The organism is Bacteroides sp. RCH18 (genome assembly GCF_058231005.1).
Genome location: NZ_JBIPTC010000001.1, coordinates 620,494 through 642,105, shown reverse-complemented (window position 1 = coordinate 642,105; position 21,612 = coordinate 620,494). Strand labels below are relative to the sequence as shown.

The following is a 21,612-nucleotide window of genomic DNA, read 5'->3' as shown; positions in this document are numbered from 1 at the left end:
CTGTATGAGGAAAGGATTTCTTTACTTATTTACTTTTGCCGTTATCATTCTGTCGCTCGCTTCGTGCACTGCCACTAAGTATGTGCCGGATGGCTCTTATCTGCTGGATGAAGTCAAGATTCATACAGATCAGAAAAATGTCCGTCCTTCTTCCTTACGAATGTATGTGCGACAGAACCCTAATGCCAAATGGTTCAGTTTAATCAAAACACAGCTTTATGTTTACAACCTTTCAGGACGAGACTCTACTAAATGGGGAAATAAGTTCCTGAGAAGAATCGGGGATGCTCCTGTAATCTATAGTGAGACTGAAGCGCAGCGCTCGCAGGATGAAATTACAAAGGCAATGCGTAATATGGGCTATATGGCGGCCACAGTGAAGCGTTCGACTAAAATAAAGAAGAAAAAGATCAAGCTGTATTATGAGGTGACAGCCGGCGATCCTTATATTGTCAATTCATTAAAATATGATATTCGTGATCCTAAGATTGCTGATTTTCTGAAGCAGGATTCCGCCAAAAGTCTGCTGAAAGAAGGAATGATATTTGATGTGAACGTGCTGGATGCCGAGCGTCAGCGAATTACTGACAAGTTGCTTCGGAATGGTTATTATAAGTTCAATAAGGATTATGTCGGTTATACGGCAGATACGGTTCGGGGTACTTATCAGGTAGACTTGACCTTGCATTTGCACGCCTACAGAGCGCATGTGAGCGATTCGGTGAAAGCACACCAACAATATTGGATAAATAAGATTAACTTTATTACGGATTATGATGTCCTGCAATCTTCTGCGCTGAACAGTATGGATATCAATGATTCTCTTCATTTTAAAGGGTACCCTATTTATTATAAAGATAAACTCTATTTACGCCCGAAGATGCTTACTGATAATCTTCGCTTTGCTCCGGGGGATTTGTTCGATGAACAGGATGTGCAGCAGACTTATTCCAATTTCGGACGTCTGTCCGCCTTGAAATATACCAATATCCGTTTTCTTGAAAATCAGGTAGGGGATACGGCGAAGCTTGACTGCTATGTGATGTTGACCAAGAGTAAACACAAGTCGGTAGCTTTTGAATTGGAAGGAACCAATTCAGCCGGTGATTTGGGAGCAGCAGCTTCCGTCTCTTTTCAAAACAGGAATCTCTTTCGCGGTTCGGAGACTTTTATGATCAAGTTTCGTGGTGCTTATGAAGTGATTTCCGGACTTCAGGCAGGCTATTCTAACAATAATTATACGGAATACGGGGTGGAGACAAGTATCAACTTTCCTAATTTCCTGTTTCCTTTTCTCTCTTTGGACTATAAACGGAAGATTAGGGCCACTACAGAGTTCGGATTACAGTATAATTATCAGATGCGTCCCGAATTTCTACGTACCATGGCATCGGCTTCATGGAGCTATAAGTGGACTCAACGCCAGAAAATACAACATCGTATCGATTTGATTAATATCGGTTTCCTTTATTTGCCGAGAATTTCGGAGAGGTTTAAGGATGATTTTATTAACAAAGGGCAGAGCCATATTCTTCAGTATAATTATCAGGACCGTTTGATTATTAATATGGGATATAGCTATCATTACAATAGTATTGGTGGTGCCATCATTAATAATACAATTGCTTCCAATTCATATTCCATCCGTTTTAATTTCGAATCAGCGGGAAATATCATGTATGCTTTATCCAAAGCAACGAATATCCGTAAGAATAATGATGGGGAATATGCTATTCTGGGCATTCCATATGCACAATATGTGAAAGGAGAATTTGACTTTTCTAAGAATATAAGGATAGATCATCGTAACTCGTTTGCGTTTCATATAGGTATGGGCATTGCTGTTCCTTACGGGAATGCGAAGACTATCCCGTTTGAGAAACAATACTTTTCCGGTGGTGCCAACAGTGTTCGCGGGTGGACGGTACGTGACTTGGGGCCGGGCTCTTTTGTGAGGGATGAAAATACCAATTTACTGGATCAGTCCGGTGATATCAAGCTGGATGCCAGTATTGAATATCGAAGCAAATTATTCTGGAAGTTTCAGGGAGCCATCTTTGTGGACGCCGGTAATATATGGACCATTCGTGATTATGACAATCAGCCGGGAGGAGTCTTTAAATTCGATAAATTCTATAAGCAAATAGCGGTAGCGTACGGATTAGGGCTTCGTCTGGATCTGGATTTCTTCATTCTTCGTTTTGACGGAGGTATGAAGGCGCTTAATCCTGTTTATGAAAAGGGGAAAGATCGTTATCCGATTATCCATCCTAAGTTCAGTCGTGATTTTGCTTTCCATTTTGCGGTAGGATATCCTTTCTGATCAATCATTGCTAATAAAAAAGGAGATGAAACTGGTTGTACGGTTTCATCTCCTTTTTGTTTATGGTATATGCTTTTAACGAGCGGCAAACATCAGGTTGCTCATAGTAGCCTGACGGGCAGCCATCATACCTTGAGCGTCCAATGTAACGTTCATTTTTTCGCCGTTTGGTAAGAACAGATCAGCAGTACCGTCGTTATTCATCTTTAGCAACTCAGAGCTTTCGCCGTTTGCAACTACATTCCAGGTATTAGCTTCTTTGTTGTAGATCAAATCCATAGAAGCTGTTTCGCCTTCCTTCGTGATTGAATAGCCATTTTCAAGCGTTTTAACCATATAGTTACCGTTTTCTCCTTTTACCTTCTTCACGTCGCCTACATTAGCCATCGGGTTGGAACCACTCCAGAATTCGATAGAGTTGATTACTAAGGCATCAGCAAGGTATGCTACGCCATAAACCGGAACAATGTTGAAAGCTAAAAATACAAGTTCATTTACAAATTTGTTTCCGACTCCTTGATTCCAGGAACTTAAACGGTTGAATAAGCCAAATGATCCAACACAGGAGCTGAATAATAAGCTACCACTAAGTACAACCGCTACTAATGTCAGTTTGCTTTTTTTCATGTTTACTTTACTTTTTGATTAATAAAATGTTGATAAATTCTCTTTTTAATAGATGCAAATATAACATTTTTAAATTAATCAAGGTTATTATTTCTTGTTTTTATATCATTTACGTTTGTTGTGTGCCAACTTGTTTCCAATGAAATGATCTATGGAAAATTTACCGGGTCCGGCAATGTACATTAATACAAATACTACTAAGTAGATGAATGCCAATTCTTTTACTGCAAATACGTCATTAGCATGGATGACAAAAAAGGCAACTATCATAGTAAAAATCATCGGGATCATTGCCAAGCGGTACAGAAAGCCGAAGATGAAGCCCATTGAACATACCAACTCACCAAAGATCGCTAAACCGAGGGATATGGAACTGCCCAGCCCGATCGGATCAGGAAAAGCCGTGGATAACTCCTGGAAATTGCTCCATTTCTGTATACCGTGGTTCATTAATAATATTCCGAAAATGATGCGGACTGCCAATAAAAACAAGGATACTTTTGTTGTATTTGGCTTTGTGGGGAATAAAAAATTATAAATCATAAGTCGTTCTTTTTATAAGTTTGCTTTTTATTTATATAAACATAAAAAATATTGAAATTGTTCTCTGAAAACGATAAAACATAGAAACAAAAAAAGATACCGGAAATAAAATGACTGATCAGCCGCTTTGTTTCCGGTATCTTTTGATAAGGACAGGATTTTCTTGTCTATTCTTTGTTTAGAATATAATGTTCGGCAAGTGCTCCCGTTATTTCTTGTTTGTCATCGTTTAACAGACGAACTTTGTTTTCTTCTACTTTATAATAAGATATTTCTCCACCTTCTTCTTTTAAAGTCAGGATATTACCTTCCAGTGTATAAGTTCCTTTTTCATCAAATGAACTGTCCCGGTCGATGTATACAGAGTGAAGAGTAAACGTCTTATCAGGATTTAATGTCAGAGTTGTTTCAATGCCCGGACAGTCGGCAGCAGGAAAGACCCCTTTATAGGTCCCTTCATAATCAAGCGATGTTTCGGCATTATGTATATCAGCCACTTGGGTTGCTGTACTGTCCGCACTTGTACTATTGTTTGTTTTCGCACTGTTTCCGCATGCTGCCAAAAGAAAGCAGGAACATGCCAGAATGATAACTTTTTTCATGATCGTTACTTTTAATAGTTTATCTAATTAAGTTTATAGTTCGTAAAGGTATAAATAATAAGTTGAATCCGGGCAATAAAAAGAACCGAACAACTTAATTTATGAATTTATAAACGGTCAATACTATCAGAGTACTTAGATAAACTTTATAATTGTATGTTAACATATAACTTACCATTTCTTTGAGAAGAGTTCAAGCAACTGACTTTTTTTCAATGGTTTGGCAAGAAATTCATTGCATCCTGCGTCAAGAGCGCTGATTCTGTCAGCATCAAAAGCATTGGCTGTAAGTGCAATAATAGGTATCCTATTATTAAACTCACGGATTTTGCGGGTTGCTTCCAGTCCTCCCATGACAGGCATTTTCATATCCATGAGAACAAGATCGAACTCTTCCTCACGTACTTTATTTACTGCTTCAGCTCCATTTTGAACATGGGTTAGATGGTAGCTTTTGAGAATATGTTGCACTAACGAATAGTTACTTTCATTATCTTCGGCAATTAATATCTTCAGTTCCTTCTTGTCGATTTCGTTCAAAGAAAGCTGGTGTTGCAATGGCAGTGAAATAGTTGGGGTATGTTCCTTCTGAGTGCTGATTTCACAAGGAATCCATGCCCAGAAAGTCGATCCAATACCGGGAGTGGAAGTAAATCCGACTTCTCCTCCGGCTCCTTCAATGATAGCTCTTGAGATAGCCAGTCCGAGTCCGGTGCCCTGGGCAAACTCATTGAGCTTCTGGAAACGTCCAAACACTCGTTCCTGTAATTCTTCCGGGATACCGACTCCGGAATCTTCCACATAGATCCGGATTCCTTCTCTTTCGATGCTGTATCCCATTTTTATATATCCGGATTTGGTGCATTTGACAGCGTTTGTAAGATAGTTCATCCATACTTGCTTGAGCCGGCTTCTATCCAGGAAAATCCAACAGTCCGGACCGGAATTGTCCATTTGAAACTCAACATCCGGATTGGTTATCTTTGGCTGGATCATGGTATAAAGTTCGTTGCATACTTTGGCTAAATTGAATGTTTCTCTTTTGCATTCAAGAATTCCCGATTCAATCTTGGAAAGGTCGAGGATATCATTAATCAATCGCAATAACAACTCATTATTGGATTGGATGATGCTCATGTATTCTTCTTTTTCTGCCGGATCTTCAGAATATACCATCAGTTCGGAGAAGCCGACGATCGCGTTCAGAGGCGTACGTATTTCGTGACTCATATTGGCAAGGAAAGCCGATTTCAGATGGTCGGAAAGTTCGGCTTTGTCTTTCAGTTCCTTTAGTTGCTGTGCCATTTTCTCCCATTTCGTATTGTTGACTTTAATACCGGTGTAGCGAATTACATTGCCTTTCTTGTCTCTTTCCACTGGTATGCCGGTAACAATGAGAGTCTGCCATTCTTTGTCCCATTTAGTTTTGGATCGGAATTTGAAGTTGAGATCCTTAGTTGCTCCTCCAATCATATAATTAATATGGTTGCGGACCAGCTCGATGTCTTCCGGGTGGGTGACATGCAGATAGTCTTCAGGTGTGATTACATTTTCAGAATGGAAGTCATTCACGGGGTCATTAAATGCTTTGAATTGTTTGCTTTTTACTTCAAAATCCCAGTAAGACATGCCTACAGTTTTGAAGGTGAGCTGCATTTTGTAGTTTCTTTCTTCAAGTTCCTCATTCAGTTGATGAAGTTTAGAGATATTTTGTCTGAATCCGGTATATCGTACGTTGTTGCCATATTCGTCTTTCTCGAATGGAACACCTATGATATTACAATATTGCCAGGATTCATCATATTTCGTTTGCATACGGCAAGTGAAGTTAATGGTGAGTTCCTTGCCTGATAGCATAGACTGTATGGCGTCATAGGATGAAGAACGGTCTTCAGGATGAATAACATCCATGTATCGTTGGATGCTCACCAGTTTATCACTGGCATAATCATTGATCGGGTCATTATAGGCTTCGAACTCTTGAGTCCGTACATCGAAATCCCAATGAATGATATTGCTGACTTTCATGGCCAGTTCACGCTTGGCGATTAATTCCTGCGTCTTCTTTACCATTTGCATCCTTTCCGTTATATCCAGTTGGGTTCCTATAATCAGCAATTTCCCAAAATGTTCGAAAGATAACCGCATCATGCTTTCATAATAGCGGTATTGCTTTTCTTCTTCATTATAGAAACGTAAGGTGATGTTTCCTTGCAGAATTTCTTTGTTGGTCAGTTGTGATAAAAGTTGTATTAAAGGTTCATGATCTTGTGGATGCAGTATATTTAGAATCTGATCTAATGTCGTGTTTTTTTTAGCTATAGGATCTCCATGTAATGGATTGAATGTTTTTTTATACACGTCATATACCCAAGACGACATAGAGGCCGCTTCCATTGCCATTTCCAGATTCTTTTTGCTTTCATCCGTACGGAATTCAGCTTCTTTTATGGCAGTCACATCGTTGGAAAGCAATATATGCCCGATGATTTCTCCCTCCTTGCTTCGCAGGGGAACGACCTTTGCTTCATAAATGATCGTGTTCTTATTTTGGGTAGAGAAGTATGCGTTGTCTTTTATCCGGTCAAAGTCGTATTCGAATTCCAGAACAATATCTTCGCCTCTCTGAATGCGATTTTTGAGAGTTTCGTCCACATAAGGACTATTAAAAAGATTGACGATATTAACTACAGTCGTTTTATCAGTGACTCCATACATCTGCAATGCATGTTCATTGATACTGCGCAAGATACCATTTGTATCATAGATCTCAATACTCATTGGCAGACAAGCGTAGATACTTTCTGCAAATAGAAGTTGATCTTTTATTAAAGGGAATGTTTCTGGTGCTGAAGATGACATTACATTTTGGGTAGGTTCTGTTTCACTTGGGTTCATTTGTCCTTTGTTTTTGTCTATGTATGATGCTCTGATTTGTTTGCTATTGATTAATTTATACAACTTCTTGATTGCTGCAAGAAGCTATATGCTCACAAACATACAATAAAAATATGGAATAAAGAAATTAACACTAATAAAAGTGAATGACAACTTTGCTTTTGATTAATGCCAGGAAAGCATGAAAGGCATCTTTTCACTCTCGGGAAATCTATATTATATAAGGTGAAATACTAAAAGTGCTTGTCCGGGTCTGCATATTCTCGTTTTTATCTTTATCTTTGTAGGAAAATATAAAAATATGGCACAACATACTTATGATGAAGAATCGGTCCAGGAGCTGTTGGGCTGGGCGAAAAAGATGCTTGAAACAAAGAATTACCCGACAGAAAAGTATCAGGTTAATGCGTGTACTTCAATCATTGATGGTAAACTTTATCTGGAGTCTTTAATTTCGATGATTTCCAAAAACTGGGAAAATCCGACTTTTCATCCTACCATTGAGCAACTGTGGGAATATAGAGAAAAGTGGGAAGGTCAAAAGGAGTAATGTAAGTTTCAGATCTCCTCAGAAAATGCATAATGCACTCTGAAGCGATGTGCCCGGAGTGCATTATGCATTTTTATTAATGGATGTAAGTCTGATCTTTCGCGTCGGAGATTAAAACGGCAACCATTTTCTTTTTTTCTTCTGACTGGTATTTTCTTCTCTTTGCTGGCTGTATATATCGGCAAATGTCTTTTTCTCTTTTATCATTTCATAGATAATTCCCCAGTCGGGAATGCCGCCGACATTCCGGTCGTCTATAAACAGATCGGCTTTCAGTTTTCGGGAAAAGCCCTGATGATCTCTTTCTTCTTCCGGATAGTCTTTATTGGCTGCATAAAACTCCAGTCCTCTGGCTCTGCACCATTCTATGGCTTCGTCTAGAAGTTCTCCCTCGCGTACACTCCACAAGATTAAACGGTGCTTTTCTTGTTGTAACAATTTCAGCGTTTCAACTGCAAATGGAATTTCTTCACCAATACGTGGATAACGATGCTCTACAATCGTTCCGTCAAAATCAACAGCTATAGTCATTATGATATATTTAGAATACGTAATTTAGGACAAAGATACGGACTGTAAGCTAAAAAAACGTATATTTGCGCTGAATTAACATTTTAATAAAAAAACAGAGATTACATGAACAATTCCCCTCAGCGTGCCGCCAAAGGTTTTACAAGAGCCTTTTGGGTGAGTAACACAGTCGAACTGTTTGAACGTATGGCATATTATGCTGTTTTTATCGTTCTCACTATTTATTTATCCAGTATTTTAGGTTTTAATGATTTCGAAGCAAGTATGATTTCCGGCCTTTTCTCCGGAGGATTATATCTGCTTCCTATATTTTCGGGTGCTTATGCAGATAAGATAGGTTTCCGGAAGTCGATGATTATTGCCTTTTCTTTATTATCTATCGGTTATTTGGGGCTGGGCGTATTCCCTACATTGCTCGAAGCGGCAGGGTTGGTGAGTTACGGTGCGACTACCCGGTTTAATGGTTTGCCGGACAGTTCTTCCCGGTGGATTATCGTTCCTATCCTGTTTATCCTTATGATAGGAGGTTCTTTTATCAAGTCTATTATTTCCGCATCTGTGGCTAAGGAGACAACGGAAGCGACCCGCGCCCGTGGTTATTCTATTTTTTATATGATGGTCAATGTCGGTGCTTTTACGGGTAAGACAATTATCGACCCTTTGAGAAATGTGATCGGCGAACAAGCTTATATTTACATTAACTATTTCTCCGGGGCGATGACGGTGATTGCCTTGCTGGCAGTGATCCTGCTATATAAATCGACTCATACGGCAGGTGAAGGAAAAAGTCTGCGTGAGATAGGGCAGGGCTTTATGCGGATTATGACTAACTGGCGTTTATTGATTCTCATTTTAATCGTAACAGGCTTCTGGATGGTACAACAGCAACTTTATGCCACTATGCCTAAGTACGTCATCCGTCTCGCAGGCGAAACGGCCAAACCGGGATGGATCGCGAACGTTAATCCTTTTGTGGTGGTATGTTGTGTCAGCTTTATCACTCGTTTGATGGCAAAGCGCAGTGCGATTACTTCGATGAATGTGGGTATGTTCCTAATTCCTGTTTCTGCATTGCTGATGGCTTGTGGAAACATATTGGGAAATGATATTATCTCAGGAATGAGCAATATTACTCTGATGATGGTGGCTGGTATTGTTGTACAGGCGCTTGCCGAATGTTTCATTTCGCCGCGGTATCTGGAGTATTTCTCTCTGCAGGCTCCTAAGGGAGAGGAAGGTATGTATTTAGGATTCAGTCATCTGCACTCATTCCTTTCTTCTATATTCGGTTTCGGGCTGGCTGGTATTCTGTTGACAAAATATTGTCCGGACCCTGCCTTGTTTGAAACTCGTGCGGCATGGGAGGTCGCCAGTGCGAATGCGCATTATATCTGGTATTATTTCGCTGCTATCGGGCTGATTGCCGCTATAGCTTTGCTATTATTCGCAAAAATCACCGAATCCATCGACAAAAAGAAGAAATCTTCTCGGTAATTATCTTCTTTTTTATGTATATTTGCCGTCACTTTGCTGTAAAAGTTGACGGCATTTTGCATTTTAATAAAGAAAGATAAAACATGAAAGTAAGATTTATAAGCCTGGCGAGTGGCAGCAGTGGGAACTGCTATTATCTGGGTACTGATACCTATGGAATACTGATAGATGCCGGTATCGGCATCCGTACCATCAAGAAAACACTGAAAGATTTCAATATTCTGATGGAAAGTATACGTGCCGTATTTGTAACGCACGATCATGCGGATCACATCAAGGCTGTAGGGCATTTGGGGGAAAAGATGAATATACCTGTTTACACCACGGCTCGTATTCATGAGGGGATTAATCGTAGTTATTGTATGACGGAAAAGCTCAGCACATCGGTTCGTTATCTTGAAAAGCAAGTGCCTATGATGCTCGAAGATTTCCGTATCGAATCTTTTGAAGTTCCTCATGACGGGACGGATAATGTAGGATATTGTATAGAAATAGACGGCAAAGTCTTTTCTTTCTTAACCGACTTAGGGGAAATCACTCCGACGGCGGCAGATTATATCAGCAAGGCAAACTATCTGATTCTGGAAGCGAACTATGACGAAGAAATGCTTAAAATGGGACCTTATCCCCAATATCTGAAGGAACGGATCATGAGCAGGACCGGACACATGAGCAATTCTGCTACTGCTGAATTCCTGGCAGAAAATATCACCGAGCACCTGCGTTATATCTGGTTGTGTCATCTGAGCAAAGACAATAATCATCCGGAGCTGGCATATAAAACGGTAGAATGGAAATTAAAGAACAAAGGTGTAATTGTAGGTAAAGATGTGCAACTACTTGCTTTAAAGCGAAATACGCCTTCTGAGCTTTATGTGTTCGAATAATAACGAAAAAAAGATAGTAAAAAAGCTGCATTATTGTTTGGTCAAATGAAATAAAAGACCTACTTTTGCAACCGCAAACGAGGAAATAAGCACTCTTAGCTCAGTTGGTAGAGCAACTGACTCTTAATCAGTGGGTCCAGGGTTCGAATCCCTGAGGGTGTACAAATCCAAAGTTGCAATATAAAAAAATGTTGCACTCTTAGCTCAGTTGGTAGAGCAACTGACTCTTAATCAGTGGGTCCAGGGTTCGAATCCCTGAGGGTGTACAAAGAATGAAGAAGTAACTTAGTTACTTCTTTTTTTGTTTATATGAACTGCCTTGTAAGGGATCAGTTGTAAATCTTGTGAGGACTACTCTTCAACTCAATTTGAGCCTACTCTTCGGGACTTGTTGCTCCTTAGCCCGAAAGATGCTTGCCGATTTAATCAGACCTGCCTGGTTTAATAGTCTATGCTTCGTTGATTAATCCCTTTTGTATGCTAAGTTAATGTCTTTTGAAAGCAATAAGAACAAGTTTCAGGTACGTGATCCCATCGGTTCATGTACGTGGGCTGATGGGATCACGTGCGTAGTCTGAATGTTTCACGTACGTAAAACGAGAGCATATATCCTGCAAAATGTATTAATCAAGGCTTGTTGATGTATTAGGTATACCGGCTTTAACTATTATACATGCCATCTAAAATCTCTTAGGAGGCCAAAGAAGCATCGTTTAATGCTTTAGCAAATAAAATTTTGTTGTTGACTGGAGGGAGAAATAATGGATTAATAGGAATTATAGAAGGCAAAAAGGGGGTGAAAATACAATTCTCGGGTCGAAAATACAGTTCTCTGTGATAAAGAGAAAAAGATGTTAGTTTCTGTTTAAATGTTGGTAATCAGTGTAGTAGGAAATATGGGTGATAATAGAAGGTGATAAATGAATTCATATAAATTCTATTATCACCTTATTATCACCGCTTATTGTCACCACTATTTTATTGATTACTAACTCTTTAACTATAAAAGGTGACAAGTGACAATAGAATCGTATATGAAACTACAAGGAGAGGAACGTTAGTTTTAAAAAAAAATACCGCTGTGGAGCATCGTGCCCCGACAGCGGTATTACTATTTAGTAATTCTTGTTTTAGAATTTGAAGAAGTTCTTGGCATTGTTGTAGCTGATGTCTTCGATCATCTGATTTACGCGATCCATTTCAGATACCGGAATTTCTCCGTTCTCCACATCACGTCCTACCAAATTACATAATGTACGGCGGAAGTATTCGTGGCGTGGATAGGAAAGGAATGAACGGGAGTCTGTCAGCATACCTACGAAACGGCTCAAAAGTCCAAGTACTGACAACGCGTTCATTTGTTTTTCCATACCATCTTTCTGGTCGAGGAACCACCATCCGGAACCGAACTGAATCTTGCCGGCTATCGAGCCATCCTGGAAGTTGCCCAGCATAGTGGCAATCACTTCATTGGCGCAAGGATTCAGGTTATAAAGGATTGTCTTGGTCAACTTGCCGTTAACGTTCAGGCGGTCGAGGAATTTAGACATTGCCTTGGCTGTTGTAAATTCGCCGATAGAGTCGAAGCCTGTATCGGGTCCTAACAATTTGAACATCTTCGTATTGTTGTTACGGATAGCACCGTAGTGGAACTGCTGAGTCCATCCTTTTTCCCAGTCCATTTCTCCGAAGATTACCAACATAGCAGACTTGAATTTCAGAATTTCTTCTTTAGTCAATTCAGCTCCGCCATATACCTTATTAAATATAGCTTTGATTTCTGCGTCGGTGTAATCTTCTGCATAGAACTCTTCGATACCGTGGTCGGACAAGCGGCAGCCCTGTTCGGCGAAGAAGTCATGACGTTTGCGGAGAGCCGCAATCATATCGTCGAAATTGGAGATTGTCACGCCGCTTACTGCAGACAGTTTTTCTACATAAGCGCGGAAGTCGGCAGGAACTTCTACTGCCATTGCCTTGTCCGGGCGCCAGGTAGGCAACATTTTGATTTCAAAACCGCTTTCGCGTGTCTGGATATGATATTCCAGAGAATCAATCGGATCGTCCGTAGTACATACTACTTCCACGTGGTAACGACGCATCATTCCGCGAGCTGAGTATTCTGGCTGAGCCAACTTCTCGTTACACTCGTCGTAAATCTCGCGTGCAGTCTTGGGGCTTAAAATCTTGTCGATGCCGAAAGCAGTCTTCAATTCCAGGTGTGTCCAATGATACAACGGGTTGCGGAAGGTATAAGGAACGGTTTCAGCCCATTTTTCGAACTTTTCCCAGTCTGTGGTATCTTTTCCTGTACAATAGCGTTCGTCTACGCCATTTGTACGCATTGCACGCCATTTGTAATGGTCGCCACCCAACCAGATTTCAGTCAGTGATTTAAACTTGTAGTCGTCAGCTACCATTTGGGGGATTAGATGACAGTGGTAGTCAATAATCGGCATTTTAGCCGCATGCTCGTGATACAACTTTTGTGCAGTTTCTGTCTGCAGCAAGAAGTTTTCATCCATGAAGTTCTTCATTGTTACTGTGTTTTTAGTATATAAAATTATTACTTTCTGCATTTATACCTATATAGTATTGATTTTAAAGCTAATAGGTGTAAATCTTCGTTTTAGTTTTATTAACCGTTATCGAACACAAAAATAGAAAATTTACTTGGAGTAACAAAATAATTCGTATATTTGCAGCGATTATTTATAATATTTAAGTTTTAGCACTATGGAGGACCAGAACTATACCATCAAAGACATTGCCCGTATGGCGGGTGTTTCCGCCGGAACGGTTGACAGAGTGCTGCACAATCGCGGCGACGTATCTCCTCAAAGCAAGGCTAAAGTACAAAAGGTATTGGATGAAATTCACTACCAGCCTAATGTATTTGCTATCGGACTGGCTGCCAAGAAGAAATATTCTTTCGTTTGTCTGATACCTTATTATATAGAGCACGACTACTGGCATTCGGTAGTGGGAGGCATCGAGCGGGCACGTCAGGAATTGCGTCCTTTCAATGTGAGTGTGGATTATCTTTGTTACCATCAAGGGGACAAGGACAGTTATCAGGAAGTGTGTCGCAGGGTTGAAGAAAGTAATGTCGATGCTGTACTGATTGCTCCGAACTTCAGAAATGAGACATTGGCTTTGACAGACTATCTGCAAGCTAAAAAAATAGCTTATGCATTCATTGACTTCAATATGGAGGAAGCGAACGCACTGACCTATATCGGACAGGACTCTTATAAAAGCGGATACATTGCCGCCAAAATATTAATGCGCAACTATCAGGCCGGTGAGGGGCAGGAGCTGGTTTTGTTCTTGAGCAATAATAAGAACAGTCCGGCAGAAATACAGATGCAACGGCGTTTGGCAGGATTTATGAGCTTTATCACCGAAGAGTATGAAGAGTTGGTGATTCATGAAGTGGTACTGAACAAGTCTAATCAGGAAAATAATCAAAAGACATTGGATGAATTTTTCCGGCTGCATCCGAAAGCTACGTTGGGGGTCGTATTCAATTCCAGAGTTTATCAGCTGGGCGAATATCTCCGTAGTGCGGGACGAAGCATGAAGGGGTTGATAGGATATGACCTTCTGAAAGCAAACGTGGAATTGCTGAAATCCGGTGATGTGCATTATCTGATCGGACAACGTCCGGGGCTGCAGGGATATTGTGGCGTAAAAGCTCTTTGCGACCACGTCGTTTTCAAGAAATCCGTTGAACCGGTAAAGTACATGCCTATCGACATTATGATAAAGGAAAATATTGATTTTTATTTCGAATTTGTATAATATCAACTTTATAAATTACAACTAACATGAAAGCATTAAACAAAGAAACAGCTCCTAAAGTACAACGTCTGGAGCGCATTATCCAATTTGGCGAAGGTAACTTTTTACGTGCATTTGTAGATTGGATTATTTACAACATGAACCAGAAGACTGACTTCAACAGCAGTGTGGTAGTGGTTCAACCGATTGATAAAGGTATGGTCGATATGCTGAATGCACAAGATGATTTGTATCATGTTAACCTTCAAGGATTGGATAAAGGAGAAGTGGTTAACAGCTTGACAATGATTGATGTAATCAGTCGCGCATTGAATCCTTATACGCAGAATGACGAGTTTATGAAGCTGGCTGAACAACCGGAAATGCGCTTTGTTATCTCGAACACTACAGAAGCCGGAATCGCCTTTGATCCGACTTGCAAACTGGAAGATGCTCCCGCTTCATCTTATCCGGGCAAGCTGACTCAATTGCTGTATCATCGTTTTAAAACATTCAACGGTGACAAGACGAAAGGTCTGATCATTTTCCCTTGCGAACTGATCTTCCTGAATGGCCACAAGCTGAAAGAAACGATTTATCAGTATATCGACCTGTGGAATCTTGGCAATGAATTCAAGACTTGGTTTGAGGAAGCTTGCGGAGTATATGCGACATTGGTAGACCGTATCGTTCCGGGATTCCCTCGCAAGGATATTGCTGCTATCAAGGAAAAGATACAGTACGATGATAACCTTGTTGTGCAGGCTGAAATCTTCCACCTGTGGGTAATTGAAGCTCCGCAGGAAGTGGCAAAAGAATTCCCGGCTGATAAGGCAGGGCTGAATGTGTTGTTTGTTCCGTCGGAAGCTCCTTATCACGAACGCAAAGTAACTTTGCTCAATGGTCCTCACACGGTTCTTTCTCCGGTAGCATACTTGTCGGGTGTGAATATCGTGCGTGATGCTTGCCAACATGAGGTAATCGGCAAGTATATTCATAAAGTGATGTTTGATGAATTGATGGAGACATTGAATCTTCCGAAAGAGGAACTGAAGAAGTTTGCAGAGGATGTATTGGAACGTTTCAACAATCCGTTCGTCGATCATGCGGTAACAAGCATTATGCTTAACTCATTCCCGAAATATGAAACTCGTGATCTTCCGGGATTGAAGACTTATCTGGAACGTAAAGGGGAACTGCCGAAAGGACTGGTACTCGGATTGGCTGCTATTATCACTTATTATAAAGGTGGTGTACGTGCAGACGGGGCTGAAATTGTACCGAACGATGCTCCTGAAATCATGAACTTGCTGAAAGAGCTTTGGGCTACCGGTTGCACGAAGAAGGTTACCGAAGGTGTACTGGCAGCAGAGTTTATCTGGGGCGAAGATTTGAATAAGATTCCGGGACTGGCAGCAGCTGTAAAGGCTGATCTGGATTCTATTCAGGAGAAAGGTATGCTTGAAACGGTAAAGGGTATCCTTTAAGTAAGTAATATCATATAAAAACAGCGTCACTGTTCGTTGTGAATGGTGACGCTGTTTTTATGTGTATATATGATATCAAAGATAGTTCTGATAGAAAGGAGAAAAACAGTTTTCTTTCTATTCAGCTTCAGCTGTATGAAGAATGAATGTGGTAGCTCCGATAGTTACGATTGCTCCGTCTTCCATGCGGACGCGGTCTTTATCTCCCAGAATCTCATTCATGAGAAAGGTACCTGTGAGGCTGGGGGCGTCCCGTAATGTGTAGACAAGCTTTCCCTGTTTGTTACGCTTCACATTAATGATGCAGTGGCGTCTGTCCATACTCATGTCACCGCTTTCGATCGGAGTATTGATAACGGTACCCACGCAACGACGGCCTATCACATTATCACCTTCTTGCAACGGAAGTACTTGTTTGAAACCAAACACGTTTTCAATAACCGTAATATAACCGAATTCTTCTTTATGAACCTCCGCTTCTTCTTCCAGGTTCTCTTCCTTTCTAAGGGCTTTTACTTTGCTTTTTCCGAGACGGATGCTGAATTGTTTGCCACAATGTTCGCATTCGAATACAAGCGATTGACCTTCGCTGTATTTGGTTTCATCAAAAAAAAGGTAATTCTCACATTTAGGACAAAGAACTCGTTTCATGTTTCAAAAGGGGATTTATTTTGCCAGTAACCAGGCATTCTTATAAGTTTCGTTTTTTCTAAGCTCCAGTAGTTGTTTGGTAGCTTCTTCGCGATTTCCGAATGAACGGATGCTGACACGTACTTTGCCATCGCTGTTCAAGGCTTTCGCTTCGGCAAATCCTTTTGCCTTTAATTGTTCTGCCATTGCTTCAGCATCTTTCAGACCGATTCCTCCTGCTACGATAATGTGAAAGGGATGATTGGCCTGTGGCTGAACTGCGGGTGCAACCGGAGTTGTCACTGCGGTTGTAGTCGGTATTGTTGCTGTCGGTGCGGCCGGTGTTGTTTCCTGCTTGGCAACCTTGACTTCTTTGACAGCGATAGGTCTTGAAGTTCTGGCTTTATCAGCGGTAACTTTCTTCGTCTGACCAGTCGCATTCTTTTGATTATGCTTTGTTTCTACAGAAACAGGAGTGACTGCAACCGATTGTTTTTCTATTTGCTCAAAAAGCTCGGCAGGCAGCAACTGGGCATAATTGTTCTTCTCGACATACGTATTTTCTACAGGAGTAGAGAATGCGAAGAACATAACGATAACGGCAATCATTGCCGCAGCATTACGAAGAAGGGTACGGCTGATGCTGATTTCATACGTTTTCTTTTCTTTCGTCAGACTGGCAGGTACCAGTATTCTTTCTTTTCGCTGCAACGCAGAGAGCTCACGCATCTCAAAAGAATCCAATCCATATAATGAAGGAGTCGTTATCTTATGATCATAAGGAGTGAATTCGTAGTTCCCGTAAATGTTATAACGGATTTCACCCACGTTTTCCAAATCGGCTTTACCTTCTTCATGAAGAATCTCGACGAAGGCGTTCACTTCTTTCTCCACCATACGGGTAGCATCGGCAAAACTGGTGTCATGCGCAGACATATAGGACTGTACCAACACGCCGTCATTCAGTTTAAGCTGAGAATTGAAACCGATGATACGGGTAGGAGGTAAAAAAAGATTTTCTTCTTTTACATAGGTTGCGGGAGCGTAGTGTGCTACGAATCCGCCAAAATTAGGAACGATTACGCAATCGTTCTCTAACAACAGAGCCTCTATGTGTTGTGCTAATTCAATCATAGTGCAAAATTAAGAGATTAATTGAATATATCCCAGAAAACTTCGAAAAAATCACTACTTTTGCATCGTTTTACTTATTACTACTAACGATGAACTATATACAGACAGAAATAGATGGGGTGTGGCTGATAGAACCCAATGTTTATTCTGATGAACGGGGCTACTTTATGGAAGCCTTTAAGAAAGAGGAGTTTGAAGCGAAAATCGGTCCGGTAGACTTTGTGCAGGATAATGAATCGAAATCGTCCTTTGGCGTATTGCGGGGACTGCACTATCAGAAGGGTGAATACAGCCAGGCAAAGTTAGTTCGCGTTCTGAAAGGAAAGGTGCTGGATGTTGCTGTCGATTTGCGCCGGTCGTCACCGACTTTTGGAAAACATGTCAGCGCATTGCTCAGTGAAGAAAATAAAAGGCAGTTTTTTATTCCCCGTGGTTTTGCTCATGGCTTTGTGGTGTTGAGCGAAGAAGCTGTGTTCATGTATAAGGTAGACAATAAATATGCTCCGCAAGCGGAAGCGTCTATAGTATATAATGATGAAACGTTAGGCATCGACTGGATGCTTGGGGAGTCGCAGATGCTTTTGTCGCCCAAGGATAAAGAGGGCATGGCTTTCAGAGATGCTGTATATTTTGAATAAACTCTAACAAACGATAGATATGAAAATAGCGATTGTCGGAACCGGTTATGTTGGTTTGGTAACTGGAACATGTTTTGCTGAAATTGGCGTAAATGTAACTTGTGTAGATACGAATAGCGAGAAAATAGAATCTTTGCAGAAAGGAGTGATTCCGATCTATGAGAATGGATTGGAAGAAATGGTACTTCGCAATGTCAAGGCAAAAAGACTGAAATTCACGACTTCGCTTGAGAGTTGCCTGGACGATGTTGAGGTTATATTTAGTGCTGTCGGTACGCCTCCGGACGAAGATGGCAGTGCTGATTTGAGTTATGTGCTGGAAGTTGCCCGCACCATCGGTCGTAATATGAATCAATATAAGTTGGTAGTGACGAAGAGCACGGTTCCTGTAGGTACTGCGCGCAGAGTTCGTGCCGCTATACAGGAAGAACTGGATAAAAGAGGAGTAAACATTGAGTTTGATGTGGCTTCCAATCCGGAATTTCTGAAAGAGGGCAATGCTATCAGCGACTTTATGAGTCCGGACCGTGTAGTGGTAGGAGTGGAGTCTGTCCGTGCGGAGAAACTGATGTCGAAACTCTATAAGCCGTTTTTATTGAATAACTTCCGTGTTATTTTCATGGATATCCCATCGGCTGAAATGACGAAATATGCGGCTAACTCCATGTTGGCAACCCGTATCAGCTTTATGAATGACATCGCGAACTTATGCGAACTGGTAGGTGCCGACGTAAATATGGTACGTAGTGGTATCGGTTCTGATACTCGTATCGGACGCAAGTTCCTATATCCGGGTATCGGATATGGTGGCTCCTGTTTTCCTAAAGATGTGAAAGCATTGATCAAGACTGCCGAGCAAAACGGGTATACTATGCGTGTACTTCGTGCGGTGGAAGATGTGAATGAGGCGCAGAAAGGAGTCTTGTTTGAAAAACTGATGAAGCAGTTTAATGGTGATTTGAAAGGTAAGACCATCGCCTTGTGGGGATTGGCTTTTAAACCGGAAACGGATGATATGCGTGAGGCTCCGGGATTGGTATTGATCGATAAACTTCTGAAAGCAGGTTGTCAGATACGTGCATACGATCCGGCTGCAATGAATGAGTGCAAGCGTCGTATCGGTGATGTTATTTATTACGCCCGCGATATGTATGATGCGGTACTTGATGCTGATGTCCTGATGCTGATTACCGAATGGAAAGAATTCCGTCTGCCTTCATGGGCTGTCATTAAAAAGACTATGAATCAGCAAATTGTGTTGGACGGACGCAATATCTATGATAAAAAAGAAATGGAAGAGCTCGGATTTATTTACTCATGCATTGGTAAATAAGATAATTAGAGTATCTTTATACACAAAATTTAGACAAATGACAAAATATGTAGCGATATCGTTAGTAGCGATCTTGCTCGCAGCATGTAACAGCAGTAAGAATCCGCACTCTTCCTCCGGACAAGAGGAGGATTTGAGTGCGAAAGAACTGTTGCAAGGAATATGGCTGGATGATGAGACTGAGAGCCCCTTGATGCGTATAGAAGGGGATACCATCTATTATGCGGATTCTCAGAGTGCTCCTATTACATTCAAAATCATACGGGATACTCTTTATACTTATGGCAATGATACTACCTATTATAAGATAGATAAGCAAGGTGAGCATATTTTCTGGTTTCATTCGATTACGGATAATATGATCAGATTGCATAAATCTGAAGATCCTAATGATTCATTATCTTTTGTCGGTCAGGAAATGATTATTCCCACCTATACGGAAGTAACGAAGCGCGATAGTATTGTGAACTATGATGGTAGCCGCTATCGTGCTTATGTATATATCAATCCATCCAAAATGAGGGTGATCAAGACGATATATACTGAAGACGGTATTAGTATGGACAATGTGTACTACGATAATGTGATGCACATTTGTGTGTATGAAGGCAAGAAGAGCCTGTTTGCCAGTGATATTACCAAGCAGATGTTTGAAAGTGTGGTTCCTGCGGATTTCCTGGTGCAGGCAATCTTATCTGATACTAAATTTGTAAAGGTAGACCGGAATGGTTTCCATTATCAGGCTGTTTTATCCATTCCGGAAAGTTCTATTTACAGTATAGCAAATTTGACTGTCAGCTTTAGCGGCAAGTTGGCTATTACTCCGACGAAATAACCAAGTGTTTTTTAGTTTCTTGCAGGAGAAGAGGGGCGGTTATTGCCTTTTTTCCCATTGTTGTTATTCCTTTTTCCTCCGAAGCTTCTTCTTTTAGAACTGTCACCTCTCTTATTGTTGTAAGAGCGGGGCTTGTATTCCGGTGCTTCTCCTAATTCGGCGGGAACGGGAATTTTATATATTTCTTTTTCAAGAAAGTTCTCGATGGATTTGAAGTTGCTCTGTTCTTTCTCGCTGATAAAGGTAAGTGCCACTCCGTCATTGTTGGCACGTGCTGTACGTCCGATACGGTGCACATAATCCTCGCTGTCATGGGGTACATCAAAGTTGATAACCAATCGGATGTCGTCAATATCGATACCACGGGCCACGATATCCGTAGCAACCAGAATATTGATTCTTCCGGCTTTAAATTCGTGCATGACCACTTCACGTTGTGCCTGTTCAAGATCCGAATGCATTTCTCCTACATTCAGTTTCATCATTTTCAGAGCCTTTGTTACTTCTTTAACCTTGATTTTGGAGGAAGCGAAAATAATCACACGTTCGGGTACTTCGTCAGTAAAAAGGCTGCGTATGATACCTAGCTTCTGATTCTCGTAACATACATAAGCTGCCTGGATGATTTTATCTGCCGGTCTTGAAACGGCAAGTTTGATTTCCGCCGGATTATTCAGAATCGTTTTAGCCAGTTGCTGTATTTTGGCAGGCATAGTTGCCGAGAACATGATTGTCTGTCGTTCTTTCGGCAAATATTTCACGATTTGCATGATATCTTCGTAGAATCCCATATCAAGCATACGGTCTGCTTCGTCCAGTATAAAATAAGAAACCTTGGAAAGGTCTACGTATCCAAGGCTTAAATGGGCTATCAGCCGTCCGGGAGTAGCTATTACTACATCTGCACCTAACGTAAGTCCCTTCTTCTGTTGTTCGAAAAGGATTCCGTCGTTTCCGCCGTATACGGCAACACTCGATGCGGGCATAAAATAGGAGAAGCCTTCCATTTGCTGGTCGATTTGCTGCGCCAATTCCCGGGTAGGGGACATAATGACACAATTAATGGCATCTTCGGGATGTCCTCCTTCGGATAACTTATTCAGGATAGGCAGCAGGAATGCTGCTGTTTTACCAGTGCCCGTTTGTGCAACCGCTATCAAATCTTTACCTTCTAGTATGATTGGAATTGCTTGTTCCTGTATAGGCGTGCACTCGTCAAATCGCATGGCGTCAAGCGCATCAAGCACATTTGCATTTAGTTTTAGTTCGGAAAACTTCATTACTTCTTTTTATTTGCCGACAAAGATAAAATAATTT

The 21,612-nt window shown here is 41.0% G+C and carries 18 protein-coding genes and 2 tRNA genes; 11 read left to right on the top strand and 9 right to left on the bottom strand.

Annotated elements, in window-relative coordinates:
- Positions 1–4: 4 nt before the first annotated feature.
- Positions 5–2,323, top strand: a complete 2,319-nt coding sequence (gene tamL / locus ACHLI0_RS02375; RefSeq protein WP_490748357.1) for a translocation and assembly module lipoprotein TamL — start codon at positions 5–7, stop codon at positions 2,321–2,323.
- Positions 2,324–2,398: 75 nt separating this feature from the next.
- On the opposite strand, the gene ACHLI0_RS02370 is transcribed toward tamL, so the two are convergent.
- The 4 genes from ACHLI0_RS02370 to ACHLI0_RS02355 form a co-directional block, all read right to left on the bottom strand.
- The gene (locus ACHLI0_RS02370; protein ID WP_008765673.1) at positions 2,399–2,950 is read right to left on the bottom strand and encodes a DUF3332 domain-containing protein; all 552 of its coding nucleotides are present in this window, start codon (positions 2,948–2,950) and stop codon (positions 2,399–2,401) included.
- Positions 2,951–3,055: 105 nt separating this feature from the next.
- On the bottom strand, positions 3,056–3,493 hold the full coding sequence (locus tag ACHLI0_RS02365; RefSeq protein ID WP_011107464.1) for a DoxX family protein: 438 nt from the start codon (positions 3,491–3,493) through the stop codon (positions 3,056–3,058).
- Positions 3,494–3,660: 167 nt separating this feature from the next.
- Positions 3,661–4,095 (bottom strand): copper resistance protein NlpE, encoded by a 435-nt coding sequence (locus ACHLI0_RS02360; protein WP_011107465.1) that lies wholly within the window; start codon positions 4,093–4,095, stop codon positions 3,661–3,663.
- Between the two features lie 171 nt (positions 4,096–4,266).
- A complete protein-coding gene (locus tag ACHLI0_RS02355) occupies positions 4,267–6,993 on the bottom strand; it encodes a hybrid sensor histidine kinase/response regulator (protein WP_490748356.1) in 2,727 nt (908 codons plus the stop codon).
- Between the two features lie 301 nt (positions 6,994–7,294).
- Here ACHLI0_RS02355 and ACHLI0_RS02350 point away from each other — a divergent pair, with 301 nt between their 5' ends.
- The gene (locus ACHLI0_RS02350) at positions 7,295–7,543 is read left to right on the top strand and encodes a DUF6965 family protein (protein ID WP_011107467.1); all 249 of its coding nucleotides are present in this window, start codon (positions 7,295–7,297) and stop codon (positions 7,541–7,543) included.
- A gap of 111 nt (positions 7,544–7,654) precedes the next feature.
- Here the strand turns inward: ACHLI0_RS02350 and ACHLI0_RS02345 are convergent, their stop codons facing one another.
- Positions 7,655–8,074: a BT0820 family HAD-type phosphatase gene (locus ACHLI0_RS02345; RefSeq protein WP_008761508.1), complete on the bottom strand. Its 420-nt coding sequence runs from the start codon at positions 8,072–8,074 to the stop codon at positions 7,655–7,657.
- A 105-nt stretch (positions 8,075–8,179) separates the two neighbouring features.
- On the opposite strand from ACHLI0_RS02345, the gene ACHLI0_RS02340 reads away from it, so the two are divergent.
- The 4 genes from ACHLI0_RS02340 (at position 8,180) to ACHLI0_RS02325 (ending at position 10,721) form a co-directional block, all read left to right on the top strand.
- Complete coding sequence (locus ACHLI0_RS02340) at positions 8,180–9,568, top strand: peptide MFS transporter (protein ID WP_225700607.1); 1,389 nt, start codon at positions 8,180–8,182, stop codon at positions 9,566–9,568.
- A gap of 83 nt (positions 9,569–9,651) precedes the next feature.
- Positions 9,652–10,455 carry an MBL fold metallo-hydrolase gene (locus ACHLI0_RS02335; RefSeq protein WP_008761509.1) on the top strand — a complete coding sequence of 268 codons (804 nt, stop codon included), beginning with the start codon at positions 9,652–9,654 and terminating at the stop codon, positions 10,453–10,455.
- 89 nt (positions 10,456–10,544) lie between these two features.
- Positions 10,545–10,617 (top strand) — tRNA-Lys (locus ACHLI0_RS02330).
- A 31-nt stretch (positions 10,618–10,648) separates the two neighbouring features.
- A tRNA-Lys gene (locus ACHLI0_RS02325) sits at positions 10,649–10,721 on the top strand.
- Between the two features lie 864 nt (positions 10,722–11,585).
- Here the strand turns inward: ACHLI0_RS02325 and uxaC are convergent.
- A complete protein-coding gene (gene uxaC, locus ACHLI0_RS02320; RefSeq protein WP_008765680.1) occupies positions 11,586–12,992 on the bottom strand; it encodes a glucuronate isomerase in 1,407 nt (468 codons plus the stop codon).
- A gap of 199 nt (positions 12,993–13,191) precedes the next feature.
- Between uxaC and ACHLI0_RS02315 the strand changes: the two genes are divergently transcribed.
- Both ACHLI0_RS02315 and ACHLI0_RS02310 read left to right on the top strand, forming a co-directional pair.
- Positions 13,192–14,259, top strand: a complete 1,068-nt coding sequence (locus tag ACHLI0_RS02315; RefSeq protein ID WP_061473267.1) for a LacI family DNA-binding transcriptional regulator — start codon at positions 13,192–13,194, stop codon at positions 14,257–14,259.
- Between the two features lie 26 nt (positions 14,260–14,285).
- On the top strand, positions 14,286–15,725 hold the full coding sequence (locus ACHLI0_RS02310) for a tagaturonate reductase (protein ID WP_061473266.1): 1,440 nt from the start codon (positions 14,286–14,288) through the stop codon (positions 15,723–15,725).
- A gap of 117 nt (positions 15,726–15,842) precedes the next feature.
- Here the strand turns inward: ACHLI0_RS02310 and ACHLI0_RS02305 are convergent, their stop codons facing one another.
- On the bottom strand, positions 15,843–16,376 hold the full coding sequence (locus tag ACHLI0_RS02305) for an FHA domain-containing protein (RefSeq protein WP_011107470.1): 534 nt from the start codon (positions 16,374–16,376) through the stop codon (positions 15,843–15,845).
- Positions 16,377–16,391: 15 nt separating this feature from the next.
- Positions 16,392–17,489 carry an HU domain-containing protein gene (locus tag ACHLI0_RS02300; protein WP_011107471.1) on the bottom strand — a complete coding sequence of 366 codons (1,098 nt, stop codon included), beginning with the start codon at positions 17,487–17,489 and terminating at the stop codon, positions 16,392–16,394.
- 89 nt (positions 17,490–17,578) lie between these two features.
- On the opposite strand from ACHLI0_RS02300, the gene rfbC reads away from it, so the two are divergent.
- The 3 genes from rfbC to ACHLI0_RS02285 are packed head-to-tail and all read left to right on the top strand — an operon-like array spanning position 17,579 to position 20,295.
- Positions 17,579–18,127 carry a dTDP-4-dehydrorhamnose 3,5-epimerase gene (gene rfbC, locus ACHLI0_RS02295; protein WP_008761514.1) on the top strand — a complete coding sequence of 183 codons (549 nt, stop codon included), beginning with the start codon at positions 17,579–17,581 and terminating at the stop codon, positions 18,125–18,127.
- A 19-nt stretch (positions 18,128–18,146) separates the two neighbouring features.
- Complete coding sequence (locus ACHLI0_RS02290) at positions 18,147–19,460, top strand: UDP-glucose dehydrogenase family protein (protein ID WP_016267541.1); 1,314 nt, start codon at positions 18,147–18,149, stop codon at positions 19,458–19,460.
- A 37-nt stretch (positions 19,461–19,497) separates the two neighbouring features.
- Positions 19,498–20,295 carry a DUF4738 domain-containing protein gene (locus tag ACHLI0_RS02285; protein WP_008765687.1) on the top strand — a complete coding sequence of 266 codons (798 nt, stop codon included), beginning with the start codon at positions 19,498–19,500 and terminating at the stop codon, positions 20,293–20,295.
- An 11-nt stretch (positions 20,296–20,306) separates the two neighbouring features.
- Here ACHLI0_RS02285 and ACHLI0_RS02280 read toward each other — a convergent pair whose 3' ends face one another.
- Positions 20,307–21,575, bottom strand: a complete 1,269-nt coding sequence (locus ACHLI0_RS02280; RefSeq protein WP_008765688.1) for a DEAD/DEAH box helicase — start codon at positions 21,573–21,575, stop codon at positions 20,307–20,309.
- Positions 21,576–21,612 lie beyond the last annotated feature (37 nt).